At 58.8% G+C, this 15,008-nt stretch carries 11 protein-coding genes; 9 read left to right on the top strand and 2 right to left on the bottom strand.

Going from position 1 to position 15,008, the window contains the following annotated elements:
* Nucleotides 1-12 precede the first annotated feature (12 nt).
* The 3 genes from ACQY47_RS24010 to ACQY47_RS24000 all read left to right on the top strand — a co-directional run bounded on the left by ACQY47_RS24010 (nucleotide 13) and on the right by ACQY47_RS24000 (nucleotide 2,868).
* Nucleotides 13-447 carry a MarR family winged helix-turn-helix transcriptional regulator gene (locus tag ACQY47_RS24010; protein ID WP_099548914.1) on the top strand — a complete coding sequence of 145 codons (435 nt, stop codon included), beginning with the start codon at nucleotides 13-15 and terminating at the stop codon, nucleotides 445-447.
* Between the two features lie 370 nt (nucleotides 448-817).
* Nucleotides 818-2,164, top strand: a complete 1,347-nt coding sequence (locus ACQY47_RS24005) for an NCS2 family permease (RefSeq protein ID WP_017137842.1) — start codon at nucleotides 818-820, stop codon at nucleotides 2,162-2,164.
* Nucleotides 2,165-2,229: 65 nt separating this feature from the next.
* A complete protein-coding gene (locus tag ACQY47_RS24000; RefSeq protein ID WP_428552474.1) occupies nucleotides 2,230-2,868 on the top strand; it encodes a LysE family translocator in 639 nt (212 codons plus the stop codon).
* Here the strand turns inward: ACQY47_RS24000 and ACQY47_RS23995 are convergent.
* Together ACQY47_RS23995 and uraH are read right to left on the bottom strand one after the other, a co-directional pair.
* Nucleotides 2,846-8,101, bottom strand: a complete 5,256-nt coding sequence (locus ACQY47_RS23995; RefSeq protein ID WP_428552471.1) for a dermonecrotic toxin domain-containing protein — start codon at nucleotides 8,099-8,101, stop codon at nucleotides 2,846-2,848. The two genes, ACQY47_RS24000 and ACQY47_RS23995, sit on opposite strands and share 23 nt — an antisense overlap.
* Before the next feature lie 163 nt (nucleotides 8,102-8,264).
* Nucleotides 8,265-8,618 (bottom strand): hydroxyisourate hydrolase, encoded by a 354-nt coding sequence (gene uraH / locus ACQY47_RS23990; RefSeq protein WP_017137845.1) that lies wholly within the window; start codon nucleotides 8,616-8,618, stop codon nucleotides 8,265-8,267.
* 390 nt (nucleotides 8,619-9,008) lie between these two features.
* Between uraH and puuE the strand changes: the two genes are divergently transcribed.
* The 6 genes from puuE to ACQY47_RS23960 all read left to right on the top strand — a co-directional run bounded on the left by puuE (nucleotide 9,009) and on the right by ACQY47_RS23960 (nucleotide 14,992).
* Nucleotides 9,009-9,935: an allantoinase PuuE gene (gene puuE / locus ACQY47_RS23985; RefSeq protein ID WP_017137846.1), complete on the top strand. Its 927-nt coding sequence runs from the start codon at nucleotides 9,009-9,011 to the stop codon at nucleotides 9,933-9,935.
* The gene (gene uraD / locus ACQY47_RS23980) at nucleotides 9,932-10,447 is read left to right on the top strand and encodes a 2-oxo-4-hydroxy-4-carboxy-5-ureidoimidazoline decarboxylase (protein ID WP_428552467.1); all 516 of its coding nucleotides are present in this window, start codon (nucleotides 9,932-9,934) and stop codon (nucleotides 10,445-10,447) included. The genes puuE and uraD overlap by 4 nt, the downstream gene beginning before the upstream one ends.
* 41 nt (nucleotides 10,448-10,488) lie before the next feature.
* Nucleotides 10,489-11,484 carry an allantoicase gene (gene alc, locus ACQY47_RS23975; RefSeq protein WP_017137848.1) on the top strand — a complete coding sequence of 332 codons (996 nt, stop codon included), beginning with the start codon at nucleotides 10,489-10,491 and terminating at the stop codon, nucleotides 11,482-11,484.
* Nucleotides 11,485-11,610: 126 nt separating this feature from the next.
* A complete protein-coding gene (locus tag ACQY47_RS23970; RefSeq protein WP_056861103.1) occupies nucleotides 11,611-12,114 on the top strand; it encodes an ureidoglycolate lyase in 504 nt (167 codons plus the stop codon).
* 51 nt (nucleotides 12,115-12,165) lie between these two features.
* On the top strand, nucleotides 12,166-13,464 hold the full coding sequence (locus ACQY47_RS23965) for a urate hydroxylase PuuD (RefSeq protein ID WP_017137850.1): 1,299 nt from the start codon (nucleotides 12,166-12,168) through the stop codon (nucleotides 13,462-13,464).
* 181 nt (nucleotides 13,465-13,645) lie between these two features.
* Nucleotides 13,646-14,992, top strand: a complete 1,347-nt coding sequence (locus tag ACQY47_RS23960; RefSeq protein WP_099548910.1) for a nucleobase:cation symporter-2 family protein — start codon at nucleotides 13,646-13,648, stop codon at nucleotides 14,990-14,992.
* The last annotated feature ends 16 nt before the right edge of the window (nucleotides 14,993-15,008 follow it).

The following is a 15,008-nucleotide window of genomic DNA, read 5'->3' as shown; positions in this document are numbered from 1 at the left end:
GGATACGTCAATATGCTTGACCTTAAAAACCAGGGCAGCCAACAACAAGCCATGGAAGCCTTTTTCTTCGGCTACCAGGCTTTTACCGCCAAGGCCGACGAAATGCTCGAGCGCCGTGGCCTGAGCCGCGTGCATCAGCGCATCGTATTTTTTATCGCGCGTTACCCCGCCTTGAGCGTGAAGCAGCTGCTGGAGTTGCTTGGCGTGAGCAAGCAGGCGCTGAACATGCCATTGCGCCAATTGCAGGAAATGCACCTGGTCGACAGCGTTGCCTCCGAGGCCGACAAGCGCAAACGCCTGTTGGAACTGACTGAAGAAGGCCAACGTTTTGAGCAGTCACTGCGCCGCGAGCAGGTGAAGCTGTTGCAGCGTGCGTTCAGTGAAGCCGGTGAAGACGCCGTGGCTGGATGGTTGGCGGTGAATCAGGCCCTCGCCGGCCAACCTTAACCCTATGCCGAGCGAGCTTGTTGTGGCGAGCAGGCTTGCCCTGCGTTGGGCTGCTTAGCGGCCCCAAAACCTGCCGATGATCTCTAGCTGAAGCCCCGCGGTGACTGTTTCAGGGCCGCTTCGCAGCCCAACGCAGGGCAAGCCTGCTCGCCACAACAAGCCGAAGAAACGCCCGCGCATCCGCCTTTCATCCCCTTTCGCAGACAAAATAGAAAACATTATTTGCTTTATTTGTATACAAAAGCATAATTCGCTTCGTGCGAGTTCCTGACCTATTGATCAACAAAACCCGCCAGTACCTCAAAGCGCTGCTGCCCACCTCTGTGACCGGCGCTGGAAATAACAATAAAACTCTTGAGGAGTACTTGCTGTGGATAGCCAAAAAACCGAAGCCCCTACGCTGGACCTCGCCCCACCGCAAGGCGGCTGGCTGGAACGCCTGTTCAAACTGCGCTTGCATGGCACCACAGTGAGGACCGAGTTGATTGCCGGCCTCACCACCTTCATCACCATGGCCTATATCATCTTCGTCAACCCCAACATCATGGCCGACGCCGGTATCGATCACGGTGCGGCGTTTGTCGCCACCTGTATCGCCGCCGCGCTGGGCTGCCTGCTGATGGGGCTGTACGCCAACTGGCCGGTGGGTTTGGCGCCGGGCATGGGCCTGAATGCGTTTTTCACCTACACCGTGGTCGGCACCATGGGCTACCACTGGGAAACCGCGCTGGGCGCAGTGTTTATTTCCGGCGTGCTGTTCATGGGCCTGACACTGTCGCGCGTGCGTGAATGGCTGCTCAACAGCATCCCTGTGAGCTTGCGTCATGCCATGGGCGCAGGCGTCGGTTTGTTCCTTGGGGTGATCGGCCTGAAGACCGCCGGTATCATCGTCGACAGCCCGGCCACCTTGATCAAGCTCGGTTCGCTGCACGAGCCTGCGCCCTTGCTGGCGGCCGTGTGCTTCCTGTTGATTGCGATCCTCAGCTATCACCGGGTATTCGGCGCGATCCTGATCAGCATCATCGCCGTGACCCTCGCCGGGTGGGGCCTGGGCCTGGTGCACTACAACGGCATTCTCTCAACCCCACCGAGCCTGGCGCCGACATGGATGGCCATGGACATAAAAGGTGTATTCAATGTAAGCATGATAAGCGTGGTATTTGCTTTTCTTTTTGTACACATGTTCGACACCGCGGGTACACTGATGGGCGTCGCGCAACGGGCCGGACTGGTCAACGCCGACGGCAAGATCGATAACCTGTCCCGTGCGCTGAAGGCCGACAGTGCCTCCAGCGTATTTGGCGCCATGGTCGGTGTGCCGCCGGTGACCAGCTATGTGGAAAGCGCTGCGGGTGTGGCCGCAGGTGGTCGCACCGGGCTGACCGCCGTGACCGTGGGCATCCTGTTTGTGGCCGCGATGTTTTTTGCGCCACTGGCGGGAATGATTCCGGCGTATGCCACCGCCGGCGCGCTGATTTACGTGGCGATGCTGATGATGGCGAGCATGGCCCATATCAACTGGGATGAGGCCACCGACAGCATTCCGGCGATTGTCACCGCGATCATGATGCCGTTGACCTTCTCGGTCGCCGACGGGATTGCCTTGGGCTTTATCACTTACGTGGCGCTCAAGGCAGGCACCGGCAAGTACCGTGAGATTTCTGTCAGCCTGTGGGTGCTGTGCGCGATCTTTATCGCCAAGTTCATCTTCCTGTAGTTCGGGAACGGCTGAAAAACCGCCTCACCTTCGGGTGGGGCTTTTGCATAGAGGGAGAAATGTAGATGAACCTGGATACCTGGCTGTTGTTCAGTGGTGCGGCACTGGTGGTGATCCTGATCCCCGGGCCGTTGTCGCTGTTGATGATCAGCAATAGCCTCAACTACGGCCTGCGCCGTTCGTACCCGGCGTTCCTGGGCGGGGTGTTTGCCTCGATCTGCCTGTTGAGCGCCTCGGCTCTGGGCCTGGGCGCATTGTTGCTGGCCTCCGAGCAGTTGTTCAGCGCCTTGAAAATCATCGGCGCGCTGTACCTGTTCTATCTGGCCTGGCAGAGCTGGCAGCAATCTCGCCTGCCAACCCATGGCGCCGAGGTACCGCAGGCGCCGGCGGTGCCGCGTTTTCGCGCACTGTTCGGCCGGGCCTTTGTGCTGGGCGCCAGCAACCCCAAGGACATCCTGTTCTTCGCCGCCTTCCTGCCGCAGTTCCTCAGTAGCGAGCAGCCGTTTCTGCCGCAACTGCTGATCATGATCGCGACCTGGACCGTACTCGACTTGCTCTGCAAGCTGGCTTACGGCCTCGGCGCCCACGGTGCCGCGCGCTACCTGCGCAGCGGCGCGGGCCAGAGCTGGTTCAATCGCGTCAGTGCCTTGCTGTTCGGCGCAGCTGGCGTGTTCTCTTTGATCAAGACGCGGGTCTCAATTTGACGAAATAGACGGTTGGAGAAATATCCCCCATGATTGGCCAATGTATGCCCGCCAAAATCGGTACCAGTCGTTGTTCAAATCGCGCATTGGTCACCTCCCGGACTAACGCCGGATCCTTGTAGGACCTGAGCGCCAAATCAAACCACTTATTCTCAAACCGTTTGTAGAGCCGGACATTGCCCATCTCCGCCCACTCATAGGAAACGTAGTACAAACGAGCGGGGGAGTTGGGGTGAGTCACTAACGACTCTCGAATAGACTTCCCGTAACGCCAGACATTGACGTCCCGAATGATAAAACCCTGCTGTTCCAGGACGCTCCTTACAGCGGCGCGCTGTGTGGTATGTCTGTCTACCGTAACCGCCTTACCACCGTGCTGGAGCCTCTTCGCCGGCATGATAGACGGTATGAAGTCGATGCGTTCAAGCCCTGGCGCAACCCCTTGGTAATTGATGAAAGTGGTATTGCGCGCAATTGGAATGGGCCGCAACATCCGCAGCAAGTCATCCGTCTGGCCTGGGCGAGCCGGGGCTGGGGGCAGCCATTCGTCCAGCGCCGCACGTAGCCCAAGCATATGACTTGCCGTCGCCGGACGTGATGGGCCTGACAACTCGATCATTCTCAGCACGACAAAGTCGCGGGTTCTGTTGGTCATCGTGGGAAACGCTTCAGCCACATACTGCTGTAATGGCCTGTCGAACAGTGGCGGATGGTTTTGCCATCCACCTGTGAGGGTGCGTGATACCGGCAGGGGTTGGTCACGCCTGTCCCTGCCCGTCCAGCGCACGATATCTACCTCCGCCAAAGACACCAGCGGCTCATTTCTGGTGATAAACACGATACCGGTCAACGGCGCATGGTCGCCAGGGGGCAGCACTCTGTAAAATCCGCTGTTCGGGTCTGAAATGCTGGTATTAGGAGGAGCCACCCGCAGGACATTATGGGGATAACCCTGGGGATCCAAAGCCAGATGAAATATCCAGGGAGCCGGGGAACCCGACAATTGATCGGCAGACACTTGGGTGCGCCAATCCAGCCAATGGTTGGCCAACGTGGTCGACTGATAAATCCGGTTTTCAGTCGCCGTTCGTATAACCGGCGGGTGCCAGTCCGGCGAAGGTGGCGTTGGGGCGCGCCAGGGGTTGTGCACGCCAGAACTGGGACCCGCTTTCGGCGCATCGGCTCCCAGCAGCCATTCACGGGGATGTTCGATATTTAGAGTCAGCTCATCTTGCCCGCCTCCCTGGCTCTTTTTCAGGCGCAGCCCCCGTTCGTTTTCGCGCTGGTATATCGGGTAAACGTCATTACCCTCGCGGATAAACTGCTGGCCATTTTTCGCATAACGCCCTTTACCTCCCGGCCCCGCCAATTCAACGGCACCGTCCAAGCCGACAGGGGACTGAAAGTGTTCCAGCAGATGACGTGGCTTGATCGGTGACGGTTTCAAGCCCGTGCGCGCGCCGAGCATAAACCCTTGATGGCGGTGCAAGCGCCCCAAAGCGACACGCGAAACACGCGCGCCTTTTGGGGAAGGACCAAAGGATGTGAGCACGTCGACGAACGCAAGTATCGTCAAGAACCCCACATCCACAGCATCATGGGCAGATCCGCTGTAATGATAGCGCCGCGCCGCAAGCAGCATTTCATAAAGGCTGATGCCAACACCCAGTACCGGGACAAAGCCCAGCAGCCCACGAATCGTCGCGTCGTGCTGCTCCCCCAAACGCTGCTCGCGGTATTGCTCCAGCGTCTGGGAAGACTGGGATTGGGCCTGGGTACGACGTTGCAGTTCGAACACCTGGGCGTGGGCCAGCAGGAGCATGGCATTGCCAGTAGCAGTAGGCGCAGCCGCTAACCAATGTTCAGGCTGCGACTCAATTTGCTCCTTGATCAGAGCCTCGACGCTCTCCTGGTCAGCACGCGGTATCTTTGGCCGGGCCCAAAAAAACTCCACAAGCGCGGCAACAAAACGATACAGAATGGTTTGCCCAGGCTCACGCCAGTGAGGCTGGCGGAGTCGCACCCCCAGGTCTCCATCGGGGTAACGGTCAAGCGCCTGCGCCTCCCAGCCAGGCGCCACTTGGCGCGCCAACACCTTCTGGTTTTCGGGAAGTGCGCCGACAAGATTCATCGCCTTTTCTGCTTCGGCCAAGCTGGCATACGCGACAATCACCCGGCTTGCCGCAGCCATGGGCCAATACACCACACAGAGCTTTGATAACCTGTCATGAATGAACAATAAGCCAGCAATGTGCCGATCATGTTCTGAGGCAGCGTCCATCAGGCGCAGCACCGCCAGCTGTACATCAAGCCCATCTTTTTTCAGGTCACTTGCCGACCGAGCGGCCATCGCCAGGGTAAACAGACGCTGCCCTTTTTCACCCAAACCTTGCTGGACCGCAGAATACAACTGCATCTGAGCGCGTTGTTGCAAAGCCCTATAGACCAGGGCCTGTGAGAGCCCGGGAGACGTGGCCGGACTAGACGCCGGCGGATAAAAAGCCTCGAGGATCAGCTTGTCGTACGCGCCACCCAGATCGAGCGAAGACAAGGTGTCTATCAGGTAACGCACGCTCAAGCGCTCTTTCCAGGCCAAGTCCAGCCAGCGTGCGCGATTCAAGCGCCAGCGGGTCCAGGGCGCCTTGGGATCGAGGTTGTGCAAAGCCAATTGCAGCATACTGAAGGTGGTGCGCTGTGAGCTGACGACCATTTTTATATCGCGATCACCCACCACGCACTGACTCGACGAGCCACACAATTGGGAGCTGACATCATCGGGCAAATCCAACAGCGGTTTGTCGATATCCAACTGCGGGTAAAAACCGTCCTGAGTCAAACGAGCAATCAAGGCATTACGGGCAAATGACTCCAGGCTCGGCAAATCCCGCCATAGTTTGCTCTCCACCGCAAAGGCATTCGTCAGATAACGGCGTGATAGTCGTTTGTAGTGTTTTCGACTACCGCTTGAGGCATAGCCCAACCACGACGGGAGTTTTTTCGCTTGAGTGGCTGCAACCCGCAACAGGTTGATATTGGATAAGGCTAGCGTTCTAGCATCATTGGCAGGTACTTGCAGGCACTCGAACAATTCCTGGGCAAGCAACATACGGCTCAACTGCGGATCGCTCATCTCACTGAACAACCGCACACCCTTGCCCGCAAGTTTGTTCAACGCGGCGTAATGTTGCATCAGTTTGGTGAACCAGTCTTTGAGCAGGGGGCGCTTGATGGCCTCGTAGTTCACCACCAGGGCCGTATTCCTGGGTAATGCAGTGATCGCGGCCCGCGCCACCTCGCGCTGATCCCGTCCGATACAGCGCCACAGCACGGAGCCATCGGGGCTTTTCAGGCTGGTTTGAAGGCCTTCGGCGAAAGCGTTCAAGTTATCAAAGGGCACCAGTGCGCCATACAAACCCGTGACGCATAACAACACCGAGTGTGGACCGTTCGGGTGAGCCAGGGCCTGATTAGTGGTCACAAGCGAAGCCCCCAACAGCGGGTACAACGGGTCGGACTCACTGCCGACCGTTACTTGCAACACACAGGTATCAGCAGCACTGTCGCCAGGCACCCAAGACTCACTCAATACCGTATTCAATCGCTCCAGATGCACGGAGGGCATCAGGTTCAACTGTTGCTGCATCTGGGCTTCCAGAAGCAAAGCCCGGCGCAGTGCAGTTCCCACCAATGAGCCGCGATTAGACGTGCCCAAAGGCTGTTCAAGCCAGAACGCCTTTTCAAACATGCGCTCGTGCGGGCCATGAGCCAATTGACTCGCTGTACTCACTTGTGCCTGCCATCGCTGCTCGAGGTTCAAAAAGTCTTGATAGGGTGCAGTGCTTTTGCCCACATCCGTCGGATCCAGCAGGGCCATCAAGCCTTTTTCGGAACGTTTGAGTTGCGCTTCACGGGTCTTGAGGGCGAGGTCCGGCGTCAAACTTGCACACACAATCTCACCGCTGCGGCGCTGATGATCCCACTCCGGCAAGGCGTCCAGGCTGTTTCCCAGCAGGAGGCTGCATGCCAGCCGGCGACGGCCTTTTTCGATGAATTTGAGGAAGCGTTTCACCTCAGGAGCGTTGAATTGCCCCACACCTTGAACGCCCACAGCCGCAGGGTTGATTGACAATGCGCAGGCCACCTCATTATCCCACTGCGCCTCCAGCAGCTCGGTCGCACTGGCAAGCAACACGTCTTCCTGATGTACACCAATAAGCTGAAGGGTAAACGCCTGAGGCGTAACACTGGGTGTGTTACACAGCTCATGCCAACGGCGCAGTGGCAAGCACTGCCAAAGTACTTGGCTCAAAGGGCCGTTGACCAGTGCCGGCAGGTCGCACTGCATTCGGTACCAGGAACTGAACTCGTAAAACTCACGAATCAGACCCGGCAGGTAGATCACATGGGGCGTATCCCCCGCGATGCCTTCACGATAAATATACAAAGCGCCCGGCACAGGAACCAGTGCCCGATTTGTGCCAGGCCACGCCACCCTGCTCACTTGAATACTCGCCCAGTCGCCTGCCGCCCTGCGTCGCGCATCGGCACCCGGGATCTCCATGACTTTACGGACCATGGCATAGCCGCGGTCCGAGAGTTGGTAAACGCGATGGGCCAGCAGTGCATGCTCGGCGAACAACGATTTTCGTAACTGGACCCAACGCTGCTTGCGCGTCAGCCAGGAGCCATAGGCCAGTTGCTGCCAATAGTCTCGTTCAGCCTTCTCAACCTGGCCGAGCAGCGCCAACCCCTTCACACGGACCAACGCATCCCAAGCGGTAAACGGCAACGTCCGTGCCGGTTCGTCCTTGATACGTAATGTAGTGAACTGGTTAATGTCCAGCGGCACATCCGGATCAATGAGAAGTGCCAAGCCTTTTTCGGTCAGGCTGTAGACCTTCTGGGGCAAAGGCGGCGGCCGGAACTCGGTGAACAACAGCGTATCGGGGTCCAGCGCAAAGGCCTTGCGTAATGCGCCCCGGATAATGCCCAAGACTCTCGGCGCACGCCCAATCAAGTCTTTTAAAAGTTTTACCGCCTCTCTGGCCCTGGCTTGGGCTTCGTACAGGCGATTGATTTCAAGGCTGGGCTGCGTGACCGCGTTTAGCCGTCGGGTCAGGAGTGTGCGAATCGCCGCATCACGCTGCGCGTCCGAGGTTTGCGGGTCATCAAAATTAAGCGTTTGCGCCGCAGCAGCCTCAGCGGCCAACCAGGCGGTGGTGTCGGTACTCATGGCGGACTGTTCCATACAGAAAAGCCGAGCCTAGGTACCTCGACCGCCCCAGGTGCGTTACATACTTGGGCGGCCCGTGAGCCATTCAGAATAAAAAAAGCCCGCAGTGTGGGCGGGCAAAAAACCAACGAAGAGCTTTGGGGGTGTGAAGCGAGGTGACGACTCAGCTACCGCGATAGGTGGAGTAGCTGTAAGGCGAAATCAGTAAAGGCACATGGTAGTGATCCTGTTCGGCGCTGATGCCAAAACGCAGCACGACGACGTCGAGAAACGCCGGTTCCGGCAATTGCACACCACGGGCGCGGTAGTAGTCGCCGGCGCTGAATTGCAGTTGGTAAACACCACTGCGGTAGTCGTCACCTTGCAGCAGCGGCGCATCGCAACGGCCGTCGCTGTTGGTGGTGGCAGTAGCAACCCGTTCCAGCTGCGCGCCGTCGACGCGGTACAGCTCGACCTTGATATTGCTACCGGGGCAGCCGTGTGCGGCGTCCAAAACGTGTGTGGTCAAACGTCCCATGGCGTCTTCGCGCCTCCTGAAGTCAGTAAAAGAGAAACCTGCACTTTTTCAGGGCATCGAAAAAGCCGGCGATGGCTGATTAAGACACTTTTTAAAAAAATTGTACACAATAAAAATCACAAAGCTTTGGATCTTCCCGTCGGTGTTGCTCGATGAGTCAATTCGTGAGTAAACCTTGCTTTTAAACGACCTTTTGTCCATTAACTGACCAGTCAGGCAAGTTTCTTGCTACAGCATCTGAACCCGGCGATACAGAAAAAATGCAGAAATGTAGGCTTACAAAGTGACAGATAAGTTGTATACAATCACTCATCGCTGTGACGCCACCCAGTCTTTTCACTGCCCGGCCGCCACACACACTTGCTATCACGAACAAGAAGGAAGACTGCAGTGAGCGCTGACTACCCACGCGACCTGATCGGTTACGGCAGTAACCCTCCTCACCCCCACTGGCCGGGCAAGGCACGCATTGCGCTGTCGTTCGTACTCAACTACGAAGAAGGCGGTGAGCGCAACATTTTGCACGGTGATAAAGAGTCCGAAGCCTTCCTCTCGGAAATGGTCTCGGCCCAGCCGCTGCAAGGCGCCCGCAACATGAGCATGGAGTCGCTGTACGAGTACGGCAGCCGTGCGGGTGTGTGGCGCATCCTCAAGCTGTTTAAAGAATTCGATATCCCGCTGACCATCTTCGCCGTCGCCATGGCCGCCCAGCGCCACCCGGATGTGATCCGCGCAATGGTCGACGCCGGCCATGAGATCTGCAGCCACGGCTACCGCTGGATCGACTACCAGTACATGGACGAGGCCCAGGAGCGCGAGCACATGCTCGAAGCCATCCGCATCCTCACCGAACTCACCGGCGAGCGCCCACTGGGCTGGTACACCGGCCGCACTGGCCCCAATACTCGCCGGCTGGTGATGGAGGAAGGCGGTTTCCTGTACGACTGCGACACCTATGACGACGACCTGCCCTACTGGGAGCCGAACAACCCGACCGGCAAGCCGCATTTGGTGATCCCTTATACCCTGGACACCAACGACATGCGCTTCACCCAGGTGCAGGGTTTCAACAAGGGCGATGACTTTTTCGAGTACCTCAAGGACGCGTTCGACGTGTTGTATGCCGAAGGGGCCGAGGCGCCGAAGATGCTTTCCATCGGCCTGCACTGCCGCCTGATCGGCCGCCCTGCACGCCTGGCTTCGTTGAAACGGTTTATCGAATACGCCAAAGGCCATGAACAGGTGTGGTTCACCCGCCGCGTTGACATCGCCCGTCACTGGCACGAAACCCACCCGTACACGGGAGCGGCGAAATGACTGCGTTCCAGACCCTGAAGCCATCGACCCTGAGCCGCGATGAATTTGTCGCCGCTTTCGCCGATATCTACGAACACTCGCCATGGGTGGCCGAAAAGGCCTTCGACCTGGGCCAGGACAGCTCGGTCGACCAGATCGAAACCCTGCACCAGCGCATGAGCGATATCCTGTTAAGCGCCGATCATGCCAGCCAATTGGCCCTGATCAACGCTCACCCGGACCTGGCCGGCAAAGCTGCCGTCCAGGGCAAACTGACCCAAGCCAGCACCGATGAGCAAGCTGGCGCGGGGATTCACCAATGCACGGCCGAAGAGTTCTCGCGCTTCACCGAGCTGAACGATGCCTACAAGGCCAAGTTCAAGTTTCCCTTCATCATGGCGGTAAAAGGCAGCAACCGGCATCAGATCCTCGCTGCGTTCGAAACGCGCATTCACAATTCGGCAGACGCCGAGTTCAAATGCGCGCTGGCCGAGATCAACAAGATCGCGTTGTTCCGTTTACTGACCCTCTAACAGACCATCCCCAGCCACTCTATCTAAGGCAGACAAGAAGAATGAAAGCTTACGCCGTACCTTTCGAAAAGTTCGTTAACCTGGCCGATGCCCGCCTGGGCACCAAGATCATCTCGGTGACCGATGACTGGTTCGCTGACGCCAACCGCCTGTTCCAGCCGACCCCGGCCGTGTGGAAGGAGGGCGTTTTCGATGACAACGGCAAGTGGATGGACGGCTGGGAGTCACGCCGCAAGCGCTTCGAAGGCTACGACAGCGCGGTGATCCGCCTCGGCGTACCCGGCTCGATCAAGGGCGTGGACATCGACACTTCATTCTTCACCGGCAACTTCCCGCCATCGGCCTCCCTGGAAGCCTGCTTCCTGGCCTCGGGCGAGCCGGACGCCAACACCCAGTGGGTGGAAGTGCTGTCGGCCGTGGAGCTGCAAGGCAACAGCCACCACTACCACGAGATCAACAACGACCAGGCGTTCAGCCACCTGCGTTTCAACATCTACCCGGACGGCGGTGTGGCCCGTCTGCGTGTGTACGGCGTGCCGTTCCGCGACTGGTCCTCGGTGGGCGACAACGAACAGGTCGACCTGGCAGCGGCCCTCAACGGCGGTCGCGCCCTGGCGTGCTCCGACGAACACTTCGGCCGCATGAGCAACATCCTCAACCCGGGCCGTGGCATCAACATGGGCGACGGCTGGGAAACCGCCCGTCGTCGTACGCCAGGCAATGACTGGGTGATCGTCGCGCTGGGCCACCCCGGCGAGATCGAGAAAATCGTGGTCGACACCCTGCACTTCAAGGGCAACTACCCGGACACCTGCTCGATCCAGGGCGCGTTCGTGAAGGGCGGCACCGACAGCCAGATCGAAACCCAATCGCTGTTCTGGCGCGAGCTGCTGCCGGCGCAGAAACTGGAAATGCACGCTGAACACACGTTTGCCGAGCAGATCAAGGCACTGGGGCCGATTACCCACATCCGCCTGAACGTGTTCCCGGATGGTGGTGTGAGCCGCCTGCGGGTCCTCGGTAAAGTCGCTAAATAAGCGGTGAGCCCATCGCAGGCAAGCCAGCTCCCACATTTGAATGTATTCACAGATCAAAATGTGGGAGACGGGCTTGCCCGCGATAGCAATAGAACAAACAACACAGAATTCGGATAAGAGACAGCCATGCGCACACTAGTGATCGAACCCCTGACCAAAGAAGCCTTCGCCCCTTTCGGAGACGTTATCGAAACCGATGGCAGCGATCACTTCATGATCAATAACGGGTCGACCATGCGCTTTCACAAGCTGGCCACGGTAGAAACCGCCCAGCCTGAAGACAACGCAATCATCAGCATCTTCCGCGCCGATGCGCAGGACATGCCTCTGACCGTGTGCATGCTGGAAAGACACCCGCTGGGCAGCCAGGCTTTCATCCCGCTGCTCGGCAACCCCTTTCTGATCGTGGTCGCGCCACTTGGCGATGAACCTGTATCGGGCTTGGTCCGCGCCTTCGTCACCAACGGCAGGCAGGGCATTAATTACCATCGCGGCGTCTGGCACCACCCGGTGCTGACGATCGAAAAGCGGGATGACTTCCTGGTGGTTGATCGCAGTGGCACAGGCAATAACTGCGATGAGCATTTTTTCAAAGAGGATGAGCGGTTGATCCTCGCCCCCCACCAATAAGAGAAGGTCTGATCACCCGACAACAAGGGTGACAGGCGAGAGGTAAAGACTGTGGAAGCACATTTGATGGAATGGCTGAACCTTAGCGTGCGCTGGGTTCACATGATCACTGGCGTCGCGTGGATCGGCGCTTCCTTCTATTTTGTCTGGCTGGAAAACAACCTTAATCGCGTCAACCCCAAAGACGGCCTGGCCGGTGACTTATGGGCGATTCACGGTGGCGGTATCTACCACCTGGAAAAATACAAACTGGCCCCGCCGACCATGCCGGACAACCTGCATTGGTTCAAATGGGAAGCCTATTTCACCTGGATGTCGGGCATCGCGCTGCTGTGCGTAGTGTTCTACGCCAACCCGACCTTGTACCTGCTGGCCCCGGGCAGCAGCCTCAGTGGCCCCGAAGGCGTACTGCTGGGCATTGGCTCACTGTTCGTCGGCTGGTTCATCTATTCCTTTCTGTGCGATTCGGCGCTGGGCAAACGCCCTGCCCTGCTCGGCTTTATCCTGTTTGTACTGTTGATTGCGGCCGCTTACGGCTTCAGCAAGGTCTTCAGCGGTCGCGGTGCTTACCTGCACGTAGGTGCGGTGATCGGCACCATCATGGTCGGTAACGTATTCCGCATCATCATGCCCGCCCAGCGCGCGCTGGTGGCGGCCATCGCCGAGAACCGCACACCTGACCCGGCGCTGCCGGCCAAGGGCCTGCTGCGTTCGCGTCACAACAACTACTTCACCTTGCCGGTGCTGTTCATCATGATCAGCAACCACTTCCCGAGCACCTACGGCAGCCAATACAACTGGCTGATCCTGGCGGGTATCGCGGTGGCAGCGGTGTTGGTGCGTCACTACTTCAACACACGGCATAACAGCCAGAAGTATGCGTGGACGTTGCCGGTGGGCGCATTGGCGATGATTTGCCTGGCGTATGTGACCGGTCCTAAACCTGTTTCGACTGCACCTGACGTGGCCAAGGCACCCGCGGCCATCGAGTACCAGCCATTGCCGGAAACCGCATTGGGCGGTGGCTTGAAACCTGCTGCGCCAGCCGCACCCGCTGCAGAACCTGCTGCGGCACCGGCCCAGGCGACGATTGATTTCGACAAGGTGCATGGCGTGATCCAGGAACGCTGCGCCGTGTGCCATTCGGCCAAGCCCACCAGCCCGCTGTTCAGCACCGCACCGGCAGGCGTGATGTTCGATACCCCGGCGCAGATCCAGCAGCAGGCGGCGCGTATTCAAGCGCAAGCCGTGGCCAGCCAGATCATGCCGCTGGGCAACATCACCCAGATGACCCAGCAGGAACGGGATTTGATTGGCACCTGGATCAACCAGGGGGCGCGCACTAACTGACAGCCCGAGTAACACAAATCCAAAATGTGGGAGCTGGCTTGCCTGCGATAGCGGTGCATCAGCCACCAGATGAGTTGCTGAGCCACCGCCATCGCAGGCAAGCCAGCTCCCACAGGGATTTGTGGTGATTTACAGAGTGCGTTCCAAACAACACAAAAATAAAAAAGATCCGAGGTGTTGCATGACCGAGCTAGTCGAACCGCAGATTCCCGCCGCACCCGCCATGGTGCGGCTGCCCCTCTTGCAACTGATTCTGGTAGGCCTGCAACACGTCTTGCTGATGTACGGCGGCGCCGTCGCCGTACCCCTGATCATTGGCCAGGCCGCAGGCTTGAGCCGTGAAGAAATCGCCTTTCTGATCAACGCCGATCTGCTCGTGGCGGGCATTGCCACCATGGTGCAGTCATTCGGCATCGGCCCGGTGGGCATTCGCATGCCGGTGATGATGGGCGCCAGTTTCGCCGCCGTCGGCAGCATGGTGGCCATGGCCGGCATGCCTGGCATCGGCCTGCAGGGCATCTTCGGCGCGACCATCGCTGCCGGTTTTTTCGGCATGCTGATCGCGCCGTTCATGTCCAAGGTCGTGCGGTTTTTCCCGCCCTTGGTGACCGGCACCGTGATCACTGCCATCGGCCTGTCGCTGTTCCCCGTGGCCGTGAACTGGGCCGGTGGCGGCAGTGCCGCCGCCACCTTCGGCTCGCCGGTTTACCTGGCGATTGCCGCGCTGGTACTGGCCACCATCTTGCTGATCAACCGTTTCATGCGCGGCTTCTGGGTAAATATCTCGGTGCTGATCGGCATGGCGCTCGGCTATGGCTTGTGCGGCCTGCTCGGCATGGTCGACCTCGGCGGCCTGTCCCAGGCACCGTGGGTGCAAGTGGTGACGCCACTGCATTTCGGCATGCCCAAGTTCGAGTTGGCACCGATCCTGTCGATGTGCCTGGTGGTGGTGATCATCTTCGTCGAGTCCACCGGGATGTTTCTTGCGCTGGGCAAAATCACCGGCCAGGAGGTCACGCCAAGGATGCTGCGCCGTGGCCTGTTGTGTGACGCTGGCGCCTCATTTTTCGCCGGTTTCTTCAATACGTTTACCCACTCCTCATTCGCCCAGAATATCGGCCTGGTGCAGATGACCGGCGTGCGTTGCCGCTCGGTGACGATCATGGCCGGGGCGTTCCTGATTGTGCTGAGCCTGCTGCCCAAAGCCGCCTTTTTGGTGGCATCGATTCCACCGGCAGTATTGGGCGGCGCCGCCATTGCCATGTTCGGCATGGTCGCGGCGACCGGCATCAAGATCCTGCAGGAGGCCGACATTGCCGACCGCCGCAACCAGTTGCTGGTGGCAGTCAGCATCGGCATGGGCCTGATCCCGGTGGTGCGCCCGGAATTCTTCGCGCAGTTGCCCCTGTGGATGAGCCCGATTACCCACAGTGGAATCGCCATGGCCACCCTCAGCGCCTTGTCGCTGAACATCCTGTTCAACATCCTCGGCGGTTCGGAACGCCCCGCGGTCGCCCACACGCATTGATTTGGCCTGTTAGCAA

The sequence above is a fragment of the Pseudomonas edaphica genome (genome assembly GCF_965277385.1).
Taxonomy (GTDB): domain Bacteria; phylum Pseudomonadota; class Gammaproteobacteria; order Pseudomonadales; family Pseudomonadaceae; genus Aquipseudomonas; species Aquipseudomonas edaphica.
The sequence above is the reverse complement of the archived record's forward strand: the minus strand, read 5'-3'. Positions and strand labels throughout refer to the sequence as shown.

Bases quoted from the DNA above. Each gene is read 5' to 3' on its own strand.
- ACQY47_RS23960 (WP_099548910.1), top strand. From the start codon at position 13,646: ATGACCGAGCTAGTCGAACCGCAGATTCCCGCCGCACCCGCCATGGTG.
- ACQY47_RS24010 (WP_099548914.1), top strand. From the start codon at position 13: ATGCTTGACCTTAAAAACCAGGGCAGCCAACAACAAGCCATGGAAGCC.
- uraD (WP_428552467.1), top strand. From the start codon at position 9,932: ATGACTGCGTTCCAGACCCTGAAGCCATCGACCCTGAGCCGCGATGAA.
- ACQY47_RS23995 (WP_428552471.1), bottom strand. From the start codon at position 8,101: ATGAGTACCGACACCACCGCCTGGTTGGCCGCTGAGGCTGCTGCGGCG.
- uraH (WP_017137845.1), bottom strand. From the start codon at position 8,618: ATGGGACGTTTGACCACACACGTTTTGGACGCCGCACACGGCTGCCCC.
- alc (WP_017137848.1), top strand. From the start codon at position 10,489: ATGAAAGCTTACGCCGTACCTTTCGAAAAGTTCGTTAACCTGGCCGAT.
- ACQY47_RS23970 (WP_056861103.1), top strand. From the start codon at position 11,611: ATGCGCACACTAGTGATCGAACCCCTGACCAAAGAAGCCTTCGCCCCT.
- ACQY47_RS24000 (WP_428552474.1), top strand. From the start codon at position 2,230: ATGAACCTGGATACCTGGCTGTTGTTCAGTGGTGCGGCACTGGTGGTG.